Here is a 15955-nt window from a genome sequence, read left to right on the forward strand (position 1 = left end):
TGCAGCCTCCTGTCGGTGTGATTGGGTTAAGAGGGTCTGGACGCGGGTGCAGGTACCGCCAGGCGCAGCCACAGATAGCCGCCCAGCCCGGCACCGAGCGAAGCGAGCAGGATACCCGACTTGGCGAACACGAGTGCCTGCTCCTGGCCAGCGAAGGCCAGTTCGGAAATGAAGATGGACATGGTGAAGCCGATGCCGGCCAGCAGCCCGACGCCGACGATGTGGCGGAAATCGGTACCCGCGGGCAGTTTGCCGACGCCGAGGCGCACCGCAAGCCAGGTGAACGCGAAGACGCCGATCAGCTTGCCGGCCACCAGGCCGGCGGCGACGCCGAGTGTGACCGGCGACTGCAGGGCCTGCCCGATCTCGTGCAGGCCCAACGGAATGCCGGCGTTGGCCAGCGCGAAGATGGGCATGATGAGCAGACCGACCGGATGGTGCAGGCCGTGTTCCAGGCGCTGCAGCGGGGTGGCTGCGTTGCGCGCGTTGGTTTCGATCGCCGCGAGTATGGAGAACTGGGTCTGGTTGGCGAGGATGTTGCCGTCCTCTCGGTGGCTTGAGTCGAAGCGCCGCATCAGGTTCTCGATGCTGCGCGAGAAGCGTGGCGGGTCGTATTCCGGGCGCGAGGGGATGGCCAGCGCCATGAGTACGCCGGCGATGGTGGCGTGGATGCCCGACTCGAGCATGGCCAGCCAGAGCAGGGTGCCGATGATGAAGTAGGGCAGTGGGTGGCGGATGCCGCCGAGGTTGAGCACCACCATGAGTCCGAACAGACCGAACGAGATCGCGAGCATCGTCAGGTTGACGTCGCCGGTATAGAAAATGGCGATCACCGCCACCGCGCCGAGATCGTCGACGATGGCTAGGGCGACGAGAAAAGCCATGAGGCCGGGCGGGATACGCCGGCCCAGAATGACCAACGCGCTGACGGCAAAGGCGATGTCGGTGGCCATGGGGATGCCCCAACCGCTGGCGGCGGGGCCGGCCGGCGTCAGCGCCGTGTAGATGAGAGCCGGCACGACCATGCCGCCCACCGCGGCGATTGCGGGCATCGCCGCCTGGCGCAGATCTGAAAGTTCGCCGACCAGCAGCTCGCGTTTGATCTCCAGGCCGACGAGGAAGAAAAACAGGGTCATCAGACCATCGTTGACCCAGTGGTGCAGGCTCAGACTGAGCGCCCAGGTGCCGATGTGGAAACCGATCTTCATGTGCAGCAGATGCCGGTAGGCATCGCCCAGCGGCGAGTTGGCGACGACCAGGGCGATGACGGCGGCACTCAGCAGCAGGATGCCGCCGGTGGTCTGGTTGTGGATGAACTCTTCGAATGGCGTGAGGACGCGGTCGAAGGTGCGCTCCCAGGGTCTCAATACGCGTCCGTCGGAGGTTCTGTCTGTCGCCATGTGTCTGTGGTCCTTAGGGTCTGTTCACTACTATTGCGCCATGCGTTGCCGGGGTGTTTTTCGTGACCCGGCCCTGCGAGTTATGTCCGTCTGAGTGCCACTCGGCGTTGCTCGTCGTTTATTTGGAGTGACCAAACTGCTCTCCTCGCGCCTTGATTGGCGCTCAGGCGGACGCTACAGCGTGCCGCACAATCGTGTGAACAGACCCTGGGAGTCTCGGAACATCCCATGCAGGATAACCTGCGGAGGATTGTGCGAGAAAGCCACCGCTGGGGTGGCGGGCTGCGTGAGCGGGACGCAGCGCAGTTTGACACGCATGCCCCGCGGGGTTACAACACGCGCCTTTGCAGACAGAGGCTGTCACGTGAGCGCTTCCGCCCCGCGACGCTGGTTCGGTCTGGCGGTGGGCGAGTCGCCCGCTTTCAAGCACGTGCTGGTCGTCGACGACAATGATTTCTATGCCGAACAATTGACCGCCGACCTTGCTGCCCGCGGCGCGCAGATCGAGCGCGCATGCAATGCCGCCGAGGGCATGGACCTGCTCGAGCAGCGCGGCGCGGAATTCGACGCCGTGGTCACCGATATCTCCATGGAGACGGAACTTGCCGGGCTCAAGGTGCTGCGCAAGGTGCGGCGTTGCGCTTTTCGCGGCCGCGTGGCGACGGCGACGACCGGGCTGGACAGCTGGTGGGGCTTCGCCATCAACCGTTTCGTGCTTGGCGTGTTGTACCGTAGCGACTATCTGATTCCGAAAAAGCCCATCGCCGGCGACGGCCACGTGTTGTGGATTCAGGTGCGAGACTAGCGCCGGCTGACGGCGTCGCGACGCTCCCCGATCTGCTCGCCCCCGGCTTGCGCATCGTTTCCGTCGGCCTCAATCCTTCCCTGCCTTCCGTCGAGGCCGGTTTCTATTTCGCCAATCCGCGTAATCGTTTCTGGGCGGCGCTGAACGCTTCGGGTCTGGTGAACGAGAAGTTGCGGCCGGGCCCGCAGGCGATGCGTCGGCTGTTCGAGGTGCACGGCATCGGCTTCACCGACTTGGTCAAGCGCCCGACCCGTGGTGCCGGCGACCTGCGCGCGGCGGATTATCGCACCGGTGCTGGTGAACTCGAGGCGCGTCTCGATGCGGTGACACCGCAACTGCTGTGGTTCCACGGCCGTGTCGCCTGGGGGTATTTCCTGCGCTATGCGCGGGGAACGCGGCCCGCGGATGAATGGGGATTGCAGGATGAGCGGGTGGCCGGCGCACCGGTATTCGTCACGCCCAACCCCAGTCCGGCCAACGCGGCATTTTCGCTCGACGATCTGACGGAGCACTACCGCGCTCTGGCGCGCTATCTGGCCGGCAGGCGCTGAGTGGAGGCCATGCCGCTTTTGCTGTTCGGCGTCGGTGCGCTGGCCGGGGTGGTCAACGTGCTGGCGGCCGGCGGCTCGATGCTCACCGTGCCGCTGCTCATTTTCGCCGGCCTGGATCCGACGGTCGCCAACGGCACCAATCGCATTGCCATCGTGCTGCAGAATCTGACCGCGGTGGGCCGCTTCCACAGCGTAGGGCTGACCGATGCCGCGCTGAGCATGAAGCTCGCCCTGTGGGCTCTGCCGGGTAGTATTCTCGGTGCTTGGTACGGTGCTTCGATCGACGACGAGGTTCTGCGCTTCGTGTTGGTCGGGGTGTTGATCTTCACCACGCTGAGCCTGTTCATTCCTCAGCGGTTTCTGACCGCCGACGGCTGGGTGCGAGGGCGTTGGCTGGTCTATCCGGCGATGCTCGGCATCGGCTTCTATGGCGGCTTCATCCAGATCGGCGTGGGTTTCCTGTTCCTGGCCGCGCTGCGCGGTCTGCTCGGCGTCGATCTGGTGCGGGCCAATGCGCACAAGGTGTTCGTTGTGCTGCTTTACATGTTGCCCGCGCTGCTGGTGTTCTGGTGGCTCGGGAAGGTCGACTGGCGCCTGGGCTTGGCCGTCGGCAGCGGCAACATCGTCGGCGCCTGGGTGGCAACGCATCTGGCTCGGAAGGGCGGCGAGCGCTGGATCAGGATCGTCGTCGCCGTCGCCGCTCTGGCCATGGCGGCGAAACTGCTGATGGGCGGCGTGTGAAGATTGAGGCCGGGCCAAACGATGCCGGGGCGCTCATGCCGAACATCGCGTATTGACGTTCTGTATGTCGATGAAGACTGTGGTCGCGAGGCGATTGCGAATTGCGGGAACAGGCCGCGACGGAAGCGCGTTGGAGTACGCTATCTTGTAGCATGGCGTTGGGCGCGCGTTTCCGTCCGGCATGCCGAAATGACGATGGAACGCAAACAGGAACATTGCGACGGATGGCGCACAGAAGCGGCGCTTCCGGTCGCATGCAAGGAGCGGCCATGAATGACGACAACGCGGAGGGGCGCCGCGGCTGCGTGGATGCCGATCTGCTGGAAAAACTGCGCAGGATATTGCCCCAGCCGGGGGCGCTGCTGAGCACAGAGGAGGAGCTACGTCCCTACGAGTGCGACGGTCTGACCGCCTATCGGCGCCTGCCGGGTGCGGTGGCGCTGCCGGAGACCGTAGAACAGGTGCAGGCGGTGCTTAAGGCCTGCCGCCGGCGACAGGTGGCGGTGGTCGCGCGCGGCGCCGGAACGGGGCTTTCCGGCGGCGCGCTGCCGTTGGACGAGGGCGTGTTGCTGTCGCTGGCTCGCTTCAACCGTATTCTTTCCATAGACCCGCTGGCGCGCGTGGCGCGCGTACAGCCGGGCGTGCGCAATCTCGCCATCAGCGAGGCCGCGCGCGCCCATGGCTTGTACTACGCGCCCGACCCGTCCTCGCAGATCGCCTGCAGCATCGGCGGCAACGTGGCCGAAAACTCGGGTGGCGTGCATTGCCTCAAGTACGGACTGACCGTGCACAACGTGCTCGGCATCGAGGTGATCACCATCGAGGGCGAGCGTCTGAGCCTGGGCGGCGCGGCGCTGGATTCCGCGGGCTACGACCTGCTGGCGCTGATGCACGGCTCCGAGGGCATGCTCGGCGTGATCGTCGAGGTCACGGTGCGGCTGCTGCCGCTGCCCGAGCGCGCGCAGGTGGTGATGGCCGCTTTCGACGACGTGCCGACGGCCGGGCGCGCGGTGGGCGAGATCATCGCCGCCGGCATCGTGCCGGCCGGATTGGAAATGATGGACGGCTTCGCCATCGAGGCCGCGGAAGCCTTCGTGCATGCAGGATATCCGCTGGATGCCGCGGCCATCCTGCTGTGCGAGGTTGACGGCACCAATGAGGAGGTGTCCGAGCACCTTTTGCAGGTGCACGATCTGCTCACCCGTGCCGGCGCCACGCAGATCCGCACCGCGCAGGACGAAGCCGAGCGCCAGTTGCTGTGGAAGGGGCGCAAGGCGGCGTTTCCGGCGGTGGGCCGCCTGTCGCCGGACTATTACTGCATGGACGGTACCATCCCGCGCCGTCGGCTGCCCGAGGTGCTGGCCGGCATTTCGCGACTCAGCGAGGAGTACGGCCTGCGCGTCGCGAATGTGTTCCATGCCGGCGACGGCAATCTGCATCCGCTGATTCTCTACGACGCCAACTCCTCGGACGAGCTGGAGCGCACCGAGGAATTCGGGGCGCGGATCCTGGAGCTGTGCGTGGAGGTCGGGGGCACTATCACCGGCGAACACGGCGTCGGCGTGGAGAAGATCGATCAGATGTGCGTGCAGTTCGATAGCGCGGAGCTGTCCCAATTTCATGCGGTCAAGCATGCCTTCGATCCGGATGGACTGCTCAATCCGGGCAAGGCGGTGCCCACGTTGCACCGTTGCGCGGAGCTGGGTGCCATGCACGTGCATAACGGCGAACTGCCCTTCCCGGAACTGGAGCGTTTCTGATGAGCACCGATCAGGATATCAGCGACGCCCTCGCCGGGCAGGTGAGCGAGGCCGCGCAGCAAGAGGTGGCGCTGCGCATCGAAGGCTCCGGCAGCAAGCGTTTCCTCGGCCACGAGGTTGCCGGCGAAGTCTTGTCCGTGGCAGGTCACTGCGGTGTGATCAGTTACGAACCGGTCGAACTCGTGCTCACGGCGCGCGCCGGTACGCCGCTGAGCGAAATCGAGTCGCTGCTTGCCGACAACCGGCAGATGCTGGCCTTCGAGCCGCCGCATTACGGTGCGCACGCCACGCTGGGCGGCACCGTCGCCTGCAATCTTTCCGGGCCGCGGCGGCCGTACGCCGGTTCGGCGCGGGATTTCGTGCTCGGTACGCGCATTCTCAACGGCCGCGGTGAGATCCTGCGTTTCGGCGGCGAGGTGATGAAGAACGTCGCCGGCTACGATCTCTCCCGCTTGATGGCCGGCAGCTTCGGCACGCTCGGCGTCATGCTCGACGTCAGCCTCAAGGTATTGCCGTGTCCGCAGGCCGAACTGACACTGGAGCAGGAGCTGAGCGCCGCAGAGGCTTTGCAGCGCATGAACGAATGGGCGGGGCGTCCCCTGCCGCTCAGCGGCGCCTTCCACCACGGCGAACGGTTGTGCCTGCGCCTAAGCGGTGCCGCCGCGGCAGTTGCCGCCGCGCACAAGCGCCTGGGCGGTGACGTGGTCGATGATGCGGCGGCGCTGTGGCGGGGGCTGCGCGAACACGAGTTCGGTTTCTTCCGCCACGACGCGCCCCTGTGGCGCCTGTCGGTGGCCTCCACCGCGCAGCTTCCTGACCTGCCCGGGCGTTGGCTGCTGGACTGGGGCGGGGCGCAGCGCTGGTATGTGGGCGATGCCTCCCCGGAGGAGGTCCGCCGCGCGGCCGAGTACGCCGATGGCCATGCCACGCTGTACCGGGGCTGGGAAGGCGAGCCGCACTTTCATCCTCCGGCGGCGCCCGTCGCCGCCTTGCACAAGCGACTCAAGGCGGCACTCGATCCGGCCGGCATTTTCAACCTCGGTCGCCTCTACGCGGGGCTGTGACTTTATGCAGACGCATTTGACCGAACAGTTTCTGAATACGCCGGAAGGCCGGGAGGCCGATGCTATCCTGCGCGCCTGTGTGCATTGCGGTTTCTGCACCGCGACCTGCCCGACCTACCAACTGCTCGGCGACGAACTCGACGGCCCGCGCGGGCGCATCTACCAGCTCAAGCAGGTGTTCGAGGGGCAACCACCGGGGCGCAGCACACAGCTGCATCTCGACCGCTGCCTGACCTGTCGGGCCTGCGAGACGACCTGCCCGTCGGGCGTGCAGTACGGGCGTCTCGTCGATATCGGGCGCGAGGTTCTGGAGCGGCAGGTATCCCGTCCTTGGCGGCAAAGGCTGTTGCGCTATGCGCTGCGCAGGATACTGCCCCGGCCAGGGCTGTTCGGACCACTGCTGCGGCTTGGACAGGGCTTGCGCCCGCTGCTGCCCGCCGCGCTCAAGGTGCGAGTGCCGCCGCCGCAGCGGGTGCCGGCCCGGCCTCAAGCTTCGCACGCGCGTATCATGCTGGTACTCGAAGGCTGTGCGCAGTCGGTGGCGACGCCGGCCACCAACGCTGCCGCCGCGCGCGTGCTTGACCGCCTGGGCATCGGTCTGATCAGCCCGCAAGGGCAGGGCTGTTGCGGTGCGGTGAGCCATCATCTGTCCGCTCCCGAAGAGGCGTTTGACTACATGCGCGCCAATATCGACGCCTGGTGGCCATGGATCGAGCGTGGCGTCGAAGCCGTCGTGGTCAGCGCCAGCGGCTGCGGTGCGGTAGTCAAGGACTATGGTCATCTGCTGCGCCACGACCCGGTTTACGCCGAGAAGGCGGTCAGGGTCAGCGCCCTGGCGCGCGATTTGTCCGAGGTGATTGCCGCGGAGGATCTGACGGCATTCGCGAGCATCGGCGCTGGGCGGCGCATCGCCTTTCATGCCCCCTGTACGCTGCAGCACGGGCAACAGCTTGTCGGCGTGGTCGAACGCATCCTGCGTGAGACCGGTTTCGTGCTGACCGAGGTGCGTGACGCGCACCTGTGCTGCGGTTCGGCGGGCACGTATTCCATATTGCAGCCGGAGCTGTCGCAGCGTTTGCGTAGCGACAAGTTGGCCAAGTTGGGCGAGGGCGGTCCGGAATCGATTGCCACGGCCAACGTCGGTTGCCAGTTGCATCTATATGACGAGCAGGGGCTCGCGGTGCGGCACTGGATCGAGCTGTTGGACGAAGGGAGCTGAGTTTCGGCGCTTGCCGGGTGCGAGCGTGGCTGGGAGTCGTCCGGTGCGGGTTGTGACGAAAATTGACTGGCCGTTCCTCGCCGGGCTCAGGGGGTGTCGGGCGTCTGCGGGTTTTCCTCGAAGGGGTGATAGCGGTTGCGGCCGTTTTCCTTTGCGGTGTACAGAGCCTGATCGGCTTTGGCGAGCAGGTCTTCCAGGCTTTCTCCGGGGTGGGCGAGGCAGCCGCCGATGCTGACGCTGAGCGGGATGCGTTCACCATGCAGGCTGAATTCTGCGGTGCCGGTCGCGACGCGATCATGAAGCCTGATTCCGATCCGACTCATGGTTTCCGGGCCAGTGTGTTCGAGCATGACGAGGAATTCGTCACCGCCCCAACGCGCAGCGACGTCGTCGGGCCGCAGGGTTTCACCGATGAGCGATGCTACCAGCTTAAGCGCCTGGTCGCCGGCAACGTGTCCGTGCCGATCGTTGACCGATTTGAAATGGTCGACGTCGATCCACAGCAAAGCGAGCTGTTTGTCCATCCGGTGGCAACGCTCCAACTCCGCCTCGATACGTTCGGTCATGCCTCGCCGATTGAGCATCTCGGTCAGGGGGTCGATCATGCTGAGGCGTTCCAGCGCCTGCGTCCTCTCGGCTACTTTGGCTTCGAGGCCCTTGTTGGCATCGAGCAGCGCCTGTGTCATGCGTCCGAAATGTCTGCTCAGCCTGCCTATTTCTCCCGCTCCGGCGCATGGGGCTGAGGGCTGCAACCCCGCTTCGACGCTTGCAATGGTACGTTCCAGCGATTGCAGAGGGCTGATCACCCAGCGACCGAGAGCGATGTAGAACAGCGCCAGCGCGGCCAGCAGTGCACCGAGAAACACCACCGCTATGTCGATGAAGCGAGTGTAAGGGAGGATGACTGACAGGTTGAGGAGGTTGATCTCGTACCAGCCCAATTCGGGCAGGTAGGCCGCACTGACCAGATAGCGCCGATCATGCAAGTTTATGAATGTCGTGGTGATTTTCGAATGATCGGTTCTGGCCTGTGTCATCGCTGCGTGTACGGCCGCGCGGTTGGCGGGCGACTGCAACAGCAGGTCGATGGTCTTGTGTTCCCCGTCGTGTTTGGTGATCGATGCGTAGTCGATCAGGTTCGGATCCCGATAGAGCTGGATGGAGCCCTGGTAGTCGGCGAAAAGAGTCGATATGCCGGGTGTGGCATTCGCGACGCTGTGTTTGATGAACGGCGTCAGGTCGAGTCCCGTGCCGGTGATGCCAAGCACTTTGCCGTGGCTTCGGATCAGTACGTCGATCCAGAGCTTGGTGACGCCTAGCGCCGGGTCCGGATTGATGTTGATGTGCGTGATACGTTTGTCTTGCCTGATCAGGTCGAAAAACCAGGCATCCTTTTTCGCTCCGGGGTTCAGGCGGTAGCGAAACTGTTTCCCGGCGTATTTGTTTTCCGCATCGTTGTAGTAGTAGGAAAGATTCTTGCGCAGGGCAACGAAGTAGTTGTGGCCGGTGAAGAAATGCCGGTAGTTCTCCATTTCCGCCAGCGCGTGTCGGGTAATTTCCGGATCGTTCGGGCGTTCGGCCCATTGCCGGATGACGGGCGTTTCGGCCAACTGGCGCGACAGGGTGATTTCGTGGAAGACCGGTTGCATGCGGGCCCTGTCGTATTGGAGCTGTTTTTCCGCATAGCGGACCGCCCACTGCTCGACGATGCCCTCGGCAACGGACCGCCCAGCCAGCCAGGTCAGCGGAGCGGTGATGGCGAATAGAGCCAATATCAGGAGAATGAACCGGGGACGAAGATTCACTATGGTCGTTCTTGGTGTAAGACGAGGACTCTGTTCTATCACCCTGTTGCGGGTATGCTGCAGTGCATGAGCGTCATCACATATTACCTGCAAATGCTTGATCCGGCCCGGCTGAACGGCAAGCCTCGCCCGCATGAGCAATTCGAGGTCCGTGAGTGCGGGATTCCGCAGTATGCGGTCAATCGTTTCCTCTATCGCTACGTCGGCGCCGCCTGGCGGTGGACCGACCGGGACGAATGGAGCGAGGATGTCTGGCGGGGGATTATCGAAACGGACGGTCTACGTACCTGGATCGCCTATGACCACGGCACTCCGGCAGGATATTTCGAGCTGCAGAAGTCCACCGGAGATGAAGTCGAAATTCTCTATTTTGGCTTGGCGGAAGCCTTCATCGGCAGGAGCTACGGCGGATATCTGCTGACCCGCGCGATCGAGGAAGCCTGGGCTTGGGGCGCGAAACGCGTTTGGCTGCATACCTGCACCTTGGATCACCCCTCGGCTCTGGCCAATTACCAGGCGCGCGGTTTCGAAGTCTACCTAAAGCAGGCCGACTGACGCGTGGTCGCTTGTGTGGATGGGGCGGTATATTCGCTCGCTAGGCATGGTGTTTTATTCGGCGCGGCAATGTGATAATCAAAAACGGTCGTTTTCTTGTGACTCCGGACGTTACACGAATAAGCCATGAAGCATTCGTCCGACAGGGGCTTTACGCTGATTGAGTTGGTGATCGCCCTGGTCGTTGCCGCAGCTCTGGCGGCGATAGCCGTTCCCGCCTATCAGCAACACAGGGAGCATCTTAAGGTCAATCAGGCGAAGATGACCATTTCCATGCTGGCAGCCGATCTGACACGCTACTACAGGACACACAACACCTATCCCGCCACACTCGCAGGCCTGGGAATCTTCATTCCGCTGGATCCCTGGGGAAACGTCTACAATTACGTTCCTATCGACGTGCGGAATCCGCCGAAGGTAGGAAAGATTTTGAAGGACAAGAGCATGCATCCGGTCAACAGCGATTTTGATCTGTACAGCATGGGAGAGGATGGCAAGACAACGACTCAGCTTGCCTCTTACAATTCGCAGGACGACGTCATACGTGCCGGCAACGGAAGCTACATCGGCCCTGCCTCGGGGTATTGACGGGATGGCCGTGACTTATGGCGGTGCGTTCAGGAGTCGAGTAGCTCAGCGTCTGTTCTGGAAGATCGTGCTGGTGGCGTTGTTGCCGGTCGCACTAATGGCCGGTTACTCCTACTTCACCGTGTACCGCATGCTCGACAGTGGAGCCAAGGCGAAGGCCGAACATGCGAGCAAGCAGTTCGGCCTTGCCGTCATCGATCGCCTCAATTTACAGGCCCGGCTTCTGCACGACGCGGCAAAAGTCTATCCAGTGCATGCGGACTGGCCGTGGGGCTTGCTGGGAGATTTGCAGGGGGTATCGGCTGCGCCCGATGCCGATGCGCTGCGCAGGTTGAATGCCGGAGCCGTGGTGCTGCGTTTCGGAGCGGGAACGCCGCCGCGGCTGCTGCTGCTCGTCAGGCAGCCGACGACGCAACGGATTCTGCGCACCGAATTGGATGCGCAGCAGTTGTGGCACAACGATATGACTCCGAACCATGTCTGCATCTTCACGCGCGATCGAAGGCTGCTGTACTGCTCTTCCGGCATGAGCCCGAAGGCGGTCGTGTCCGCCCTGACGCTGCGGGCCGATCATGAGACAGGTAGTTTCGAATTCGAACAGGGTGGCGAGCATTTTCTGGCCGGCTACTGGGCCGTCGGTCTTCGGGGGGTGCTCGGCAACAGGGGGCTGATCATCGTGACCGCCGAAAGGCGCCGTGAGGCGATCGGCATGCTGGTCGCCTTCAAGCAGTTCTATATTGCGCTTGCCTTCCTGGCGCTCGGGCTGGCTGCGTGGGTGGCGGTCACGCAGATTCGCCGTCAGTTATCGCCGTTGACGGATTTGATGGACAGCGCCCGCAACCTGGCTGCCGGCGATTTCGGTGTGCGCGCCAAGGCGGGCGGCGATGACGAATTCGGGCAGGTCGCAAATGCGTTCAACCGCATGGCGGATGCCTTGGGTGACAAGTTTTATGTGCAGGAGGCGTTCGCCCGGCTCGATCGGGCCGTTCTGGAGGCGGTTGACGTTGCCGGGGTCGCACGGGTGCTGGTCGAGTATCTACCCAAGGTGGCCGGCGCGTACCGCGTCGCGGTCGTTCATTTTTCGGATCGCGAGGGGAACCGGTTGTTCACGTCGGACGGCAGCGCAGCGCTGCTGGCGGACGATGTACGCGATTTGGGCGCGTTGGCCGATGACATCGGCTGTGATCACTGGCTCGAATCGCAGGGCGGCGATGCGCGTATGGCTCGTTGCCTGCACCTGGCGGGTGTGTCGGCGCACGCCCCGGCATTGCTTCAAGGCATATGCCTGAATGCCAATCGTATCGGTTTGACCGTGCTTATCTATGAGGGCTCGGCGGTGTTGCAGGGGGATGCCGAGCATGCGGTGCGCAGTCTGACCGACAGGCTTGCGGTAGCCACTGCAAAGCTCGAGGCGGAAGCGTCCCTGAGATATCAGGCCTATCACGACCTTCTGACCGGGCTGCCCAACCGTGCGTTGTTGCGCGATCGGGCGGAACAGGCCATGGAGCGCGCGCTGCGCAGCGGTGCGAGGATCGGTCTGTTGTTGGCGGATCTGGATCGTTTCAAGGAGATCAACGATTCTCTGGGGCACGCGGCGGGTGACGTCCTGCTGCAGACCTGTGCGCAACGGCTGCGCAACGAGCTGCGGGCGAGTGACACGGTGGCCCGGCCCGGTGGTGATGAATTCGTGGTTCTCCTGCCGGATATGGAGGGGGATGGTGCGGTACAGCGGATACGCGATATTGCGGTGCGATTGAATGAGTCACTGAGTCAGCCGATCAGGATACAGGGGCACGACGTAACTACGCAGGCCAGCACGGGCATCGCGCTGTATCCGGATAATGCGGAGAACTTCGACGAATTGTTGAAAATGGCCGATGCGGCCATGTACGAGGCCAAACGCGATCCGCGTGTCAGATTGAGGTGGTACAGCCAGTCGATGGACGAGTCCGTCAACGAGCGTTTCGAGCTGGCTCAGGCATTGCGTGTCGCCATCGATGCCGACGAACTGTTTCTGTGCTTCCAGCCAAAGGTAACCTATGACGGTCGGATCGCCGGCGTCGAGGCCCTGGTGCGCTGGCGTTCGCCCACGCGCGGCATCGTGTTGCCGAAGGTATTCATTCCTGTGCTGGAGAGCATCGGCCTGGGAGATCGTTTTGGAGAGTGGGTCATGGATCGCACCTGTGCGCAGATGGCCGAGTGGGACAGACAGGGGCTGCCTCCTGTTGCAGTCGCCATGAATCTGAGCACCCAACAGCTGATGGACGTTGATCTGTGCGGCAAGCTGCGTGCCGCGTTGCAGCGCCATGACATGACTCCGGATCGCCTGGAGATCGAGATTCTGGAATCGGCGGCCATTGTTCAGGCGCCCGTGGTATCCGACAATCTGCGCGGCATGCGCGATTTGGGCGTGTCGCTCGCGCTTGATGATTTCGGTACTGGGTACTCGTCGCTCAGTTACCTGCTCGATCTGCCGGTAGGGACCTTGAAGCTGGACCGCAGCTTCATTCTCAGGCTGCAAGAGGATGCGCGTCAGCAGGCCGTTGTCGAGCGCATCATTTCGCTGGCGAAGGTTCTGAACTTCGCGGTGGTCGCCGAAGGCGTCGAATACGAAGAACAGGTCGATATGCTCAAAGATATGGGCTGCGATCTGTTTCAGGGAATTTTTTTCAGCATACCCGTACCAGCGGACAAGTTTGCGGCCCTGCTGCTTGACGCGGACCTGAAGGCGATATGATCGAGCGTATCTTGCTGCCGACGAGCAGTATCGGTAGGCTGTTGAAATTCCGCCCATGCGGCGCGATAGCGTGTCCGAATCGGGTTCGAAATGGTCATTTATACCCCGTAAACAATGTTTTTTGGCAGGCCGGCCCCTGTGCCTGCCCGCTGCGTGGAGGCTGCGAAAATCTTTTCCAGGAGGATTCTCCGCCCTATTCGGCCTCTTCTCGCACTCGTCTGAGCGACAAGAACAATCTGTTAACGTCTACTGCTCCGGTGAGGCGTCTGCTTCGTCACCCCTGACGCCGGCGTTGATGACATGAACCACTCTTCGCGCCGCATCGCGCATCTGGACATGGACGCGTTTTTCGCATCGGTGGAGCTGTTGCGCTATCCAGACTTGCGCGGCCAGCCGGTCGTGGTAGGCGGGCGCAGCGCACCGGAGCCGGTGCTGAACCAGGACGGGAGCCGGTCATACGCACGACTGCGCGACTATGCCGGACGCGGCGTGGTGACGACCTCGACCTACGAGGCCCGGGCGCTGGGCGTGTTCTCGGCCATGGCCATGATGAAGGCTGCCAGGCTGGCGCCCGACGCGATCCTGCTGCCGGCGGATTTCGAGGCCTATCGGCACTATTCCGGACGCTTCAAGGCGGCGGTCGCTGCCATCGCGCCGCATATCGAGGACCGCGGCATCGATGAGATATACGTCGATCTCGGCGAAGTGCATGGTGAAGCGGTGGAACTGGCTCATCGGCTTAAACAGGCGGTGTTCGACGCCACCGGCCTGACCTGTTCGATCGCCGTGACGCCGAACAAGCTGCTGTCGAAGATTGGCTCGGAACTGGACAAGCCCGATGGCTTGACCGTGCTCGGTATGGACGATATTCCAGCACGCATCTGGCCGTTGCCGGTGGCCAGGATCAACGGTATCGGGCCCAAGTCGGCGGCCAAGCTGGACGCCCTGGGTATCGCTACCATCGGTCAGTTGGCAGAGGTGGAACTCTCGCTGCTGCGGGCGCATTTCGGAGCCAGCTATGCAGGCTGGCTGTACGATGTCGCGCGCGGAATCGACGAACGGCCCGTAGTCACCGAATCGGAACCCAAGTCGATCAGCCGCGAGACGACCTTCGAGCGCGATCTGCATTCCCGCTATGATCGCGCCGAGCTGTCGGCGATCTTTACCGCGCTGTGCGAGCGGGTGGCCGGCGACCTGCGGCGCAAGGGCTATCGGAGCCGCACCATCGGCATCAAATTGCGCTACGACGACTTCCGTACGCTGACGCGGGATCTTACGTTGCCTGAACCGACCTGGGACGCGCGGACCATCCGACGCGCCGCCGGCGAGTGTCTGAAGCGTGTGCCGCTGGAGCGGCGCCTGCGTCTCCTGGGAGTACGCTGCGGCGGGTTGGTTTTGCAGGAGGAGGTGAATGCCGAAGTCGCCGGGTGGCAGTGGGAGTTGCCGTTTGCTCCGGACGACCTTTGACAGGGACCTAGTGTGCTGGGTTTGTAGTTAGGGAGCGGTCTCGCGTAGGCGGTTGTCGCGGGCGCTGACTATTGAGGCGGTTCGTTCCGATATGAGCCGAGACTGGATTCGGAATGAAGATGCGTGTTGCCTAGTTGGATTAAGGCGCTTTTGTACGCCATGAATCCAAGGGGTTCGCTGTGGCGTTTAGTGCCTCCAAAGCTTGCCGGCGGCAACCACCAGCCCGCCGAGAATCAACGCCAAGCCGACCAGATCCGCGGTGGTGATCCGTTCGCCGAGCAGCAGGGCGGACAGGATCAGCCCGAAAGCTGGCATGAGGTGGATGAACACGCCGGATTGTTCGGCCCCTATCATGGCCACGGCCCGGTTCCAGAACAGGTATGCAAGTACCGAGGCGAATACCGCGATGTAGGCTACCGTCAGCAACAGCGTCACGTTGGCGTGTACGGGGCGATGCTGTATGAAGGTTTCGCCGAGGTAGAAGGGCAGCAGCACGACTACACCGATGATGACGGTGGCGGCGAACAGGCCACGCCCGCCGATGCCGGTCGGCAGTTTACGCAGCAGCACAGAGTACAGCGCCCAACTTAGCACGCCGGCCAGCACCCAGAGGTTGCCGCCGTGGCGGCCGAGATCGGCGATGGCGGCGAAGTCGCCATGGCTGAGCACCAGCAGCACGCCGGCGGCGGATACCAGCACACCCACCGCTTGGCGCAGCAACAGCTTGTTGCCCAGCACCAGCGGCGCCAACAGCAGGATGAACACCGGGGTGGCGGAAATCAGCAGCAGCGCGTTGACCGCCGGCGTGGTCTGCACGCCGATGTAGATCAAGGTGTTGAAGGCGCCGACGCTGAACACGCCCAATGCAAGCATCAGGATCGGCCGGCTGCGCATCAACGGCCATTGTCTGCGCAGTTCGCCCCAGCCCCAGGGGACGATGAACACCGCCACCACGAACCAGCGCCAGAAGGCCAGTCCGATAGGCGGTACGCTGGCGTGCACGGCGCGGGCGAGGACGAAGTTGCCCGCCCAGAACAGGGCGGTCAGGGTCAGCAGCGTGTAGGCTTGGCGATGGCTCGGCATTGGAAGACACTATCCATGTGCGGACGGACATTGTACCTGCTCGGGCGGTTGCGAGGTCAGCGCACTGGTGTGTCCTCATCCAGCTCTCGCGATAGCCCGTCCCAAAGGCGTTGGCTGCAAAGTTCCGTCTAGTTCCGTCTAGTTCCGTCTAGTTGCGGCAGTGTTCAAAGATTTGAGCGA

General features: G+C 63.3%; 13 protein-coding genes. 10 read left to right on the plus strand and 3 right to left on the minus strand.

Annotated elements, in window-relative coordinates; all coding sequences use genetic code 11:
• Positions 1-26: 26 nt before the first annotated feature.
• A complete protein-coding gene (gene nhaA, locus P8014_RS01460; RefSeq protein WP_337815531.1) occupies positions 27-1400 on the minus strand; it encodes a Na+/H+ antiporter NhaA in 1374 nt (457 codons plus the stop codon).
• Between the two features lie 364 nt (positions 1401-1764).
• Between nhaA and P8014_RS01465 the strand changes: the two genes are divergently transcribed.
• The 6 genes from P8014_RS01465 to glcF all read left to right on the plus strand — a co-directional run bounded on the left by P8014_RS01465 (position 1765) and on the right by glcF (position 7540).
• Positions 1765-2205 (plus strand): response regulator, encoded by a 441-nt coding sequence (locus P8014_RS01465; protein ID WP_337815532.1) that lies wholly within the window; start codon positions 1765-1767, stop codon positions 2203-2205.
• Positions 2184-2756: a mismatch-specific DNA-glycosylase gene (locus P8014_RS01470; RefSeq protein ID WP_337815533.1), complete on the plus strand. Its 573-nt coding sequence runs from the start codon at positions 2184-2186 to the stop codon at positions 2754-2756. Before P8014_RS01465 ends, P8014_RS01470 begins: the two co-directional genes overlap by 22 nt.
• A 9-nt stretch (positions 2757-2765) precedes the next feature.
• Complete coding sequence (locus P8014_RS01475; protein ID WP_337815534.1) at positions 2766-3497, plus strand: sulfite exporter TauE/SafE family protein; 732 nt, start codon at positions 2766-2768, stop codon at positions 3495-3497.
• 269 nt (positions 3498-3766) lie between these two features.
• On the plus strand, positions 3767-5257 hold the full coding sequence (locus P8014_RS01480) for an FAD-linked oxidase C-terminal domain-containing protein (RefSeq protein ID WP_337815535.1): 1491 nt from the start codon (positions 3767-3769) through the stop codon (positions 5255-5257).
• Complete coding sequence (gene glcE / locus P8014_RS01485; protein ID WP_337815536.1) at positions 5257-6321, plus strand: glycolate oxidase subunit GlcE; 1065 nt, start codon at positions 5257-5259, stop codon at positions 6319-6321. The genes P8014_RS01480 and glcE overlap by 1 nt, the downstream gene beginning before the upstream one ends.
• Before the next feature lie 4 nt (positions 6322-6325).
• Positions 6326-7540 (plus strand): glycolate oxidase subunit GlcF, encoded by a 1215-nt coding sequence (glcF, locus tag P8014_RS01490; protein ID WP_337815537.1) that lies wholly within the window; start codon positions 6326-6328, stop codon positions 7538-7540.
• 86 nt (positions 7541-7626) lie between these two features.
• Here glcF and P8014_RS01495 read toward each other — a convergent pair whose 3' ends face one another.
• Positions 7627-9345, minus strand: a complete 1719-nt coding sequence (locus tag P8014_RS01495; protein ID WP_337815538.1) for a GGDEF domain-containing protein — start codon at positions 9343-9345, stop codon at positions 7627-7629.
• Between the two features lie 66 nt (positions 9346-9411).
• On the opposite strand from P8014_RS01495, the gene P8014_RS01500 reads away from it, so the two are divergent.
• The 4 genes from P8014_RS01500 (at position 9412) to dinB (ending at position 14692) form a co-directional block, all read left to right on the plus strand.
• Positions 9412-9900 carry a GNAT family N-acetyltransferase gene (locus tag P8014_RS01500; protein WP_337815539.1) on the plus strand — a complete coding sequence of 163 codons (489 nt, stop codon included), beginning with the start codon at positions 9412-9414 and terminating at the stop codon, positions 9898-9900.
• Between the two features lie 126 nt (positions 9901-10026).
• Positions 10027-10488 (plus strand): prepilin-type N-terminal cleavage/methylation domain-containing protein, encoded by a 462-nt coding sequence (locus tag P8014_RS01505; RefSeq protein WP_337815540.1) that lies wholly within the window; start codon positions 10027-10029, stop codon positions 10486-10488.
• 4 nt (positions 10489-10492) lie between these two features.
• A complete protein-coding gene (locus P8014_RS01510) occupies positions 10493-13225 on the plus strand; it encodes an EAL domain-containing protein (protein ID WP_337815541.1) in 2733 nt (910 codons plus the stop codon).
• Positions 13226-13525: 300 nt separating this feature from the next.
• On the plus strand, positions 13526-14692 hold the full coding sequence (dinB, locus tag P8014_RS01515; RefSeq protein WP_337815542.1) for a DNA polymerase IV: 1167 nt from the start codon (positions 13526-13528) through the stop codon (positions 14690-14692).
• A 186-nt stretch (positions 14693-14878) separates the two neighbouring features.
• Here the strand turns inward: dinB and P8014_RS01520 are convergent, their stop codons facing one another.
• A complete protein-coding gene (locus tag P8014_RS01520; RefSeq protein ID WP_337815543.1) occupies positions 14879-15775 on the minus strand; it encodes a DMT family transporter in 897 nt (298 codons plus the stop codon).
• Between the last annotated feature and the right edge of the window lie 180 nt (positions 15776-15955).

Source organism: Acidihalobacter sp., from assembly GCF_037381185.1.
Taxonomy (GTDB): domain Bacteria; phylum Pseudomonadota; class Gammaproteobacteria; order DSM-5130; family Acidihalobacteraceae; genus Acidihalobacter_A.

Coding starts and splice junctions, on each gene's coding strand:
- nhaA (WP_337815531.1), bottom strand. CDS start 1,400: ATGGCGACAGACAGAACCTCCGACGGACGCGTATTGAGACCCTGGGAG.
- P8014_RS01475 (WP_337815534.1), top strand. CDS start 2,766: ATGCCGCTTTTGCTGTTCGGCGTCGGTGCGCTGGCCGGGGTGGTCAAC.
- P8014_RS01480 (WP_337815535.1), top strand. CDS start 3,767: ATGAATGACGACAACGCGGAGGGGCGCCGCGGCTGCGTGGATGCCGAT.
- glcE (WP_337815536.1), top strand. CDS start 5,257: ATGAGCACCGATCAGGATATCAGCGACGCCCTCGCCGGGCAGGTGAGC.
- glcF (WP_337815537.1), top strand. CDS start 6,326: ATGCAGACGCATTTGACCGAACAGTTTCTGAATACGCCGGAAGGCCGG.
- P8014_RS01500 (WP_337815539.1), top strand. CDS start 9,412: ATGAGCGTCATCACATATTACCTGCAAATGCTTGATCCGGCCCGGCTG.
- P8014_RS01505 (WP_337815540.1), top strand. CDS start 10,027: ATGAAGCATTCGTCCGACAGGGGCTTTACGCTGATTGAGTTGGTGATC.
- P8014_RS01510 (WP_337815541.1), top strand. CDS start 10,493: ATGGCCGTGACTTATGGCGGTGCGTTCAGGAGTCGAGTAGCTCAGCGT.
- dinB (WP_337815542.1), top strand. CDS start 13,526: ATGAACCACTCTTCGCGCCGCATCGCGCATCTGGACATGGACGCGTTT.
- P8014_RS01520 (WP_337815543.1), bottom strand. CDS start 15,775: ATGCCGAGCCATCGCCAAGCCTACACGCTGCTGACCCTGACCGCCCTG.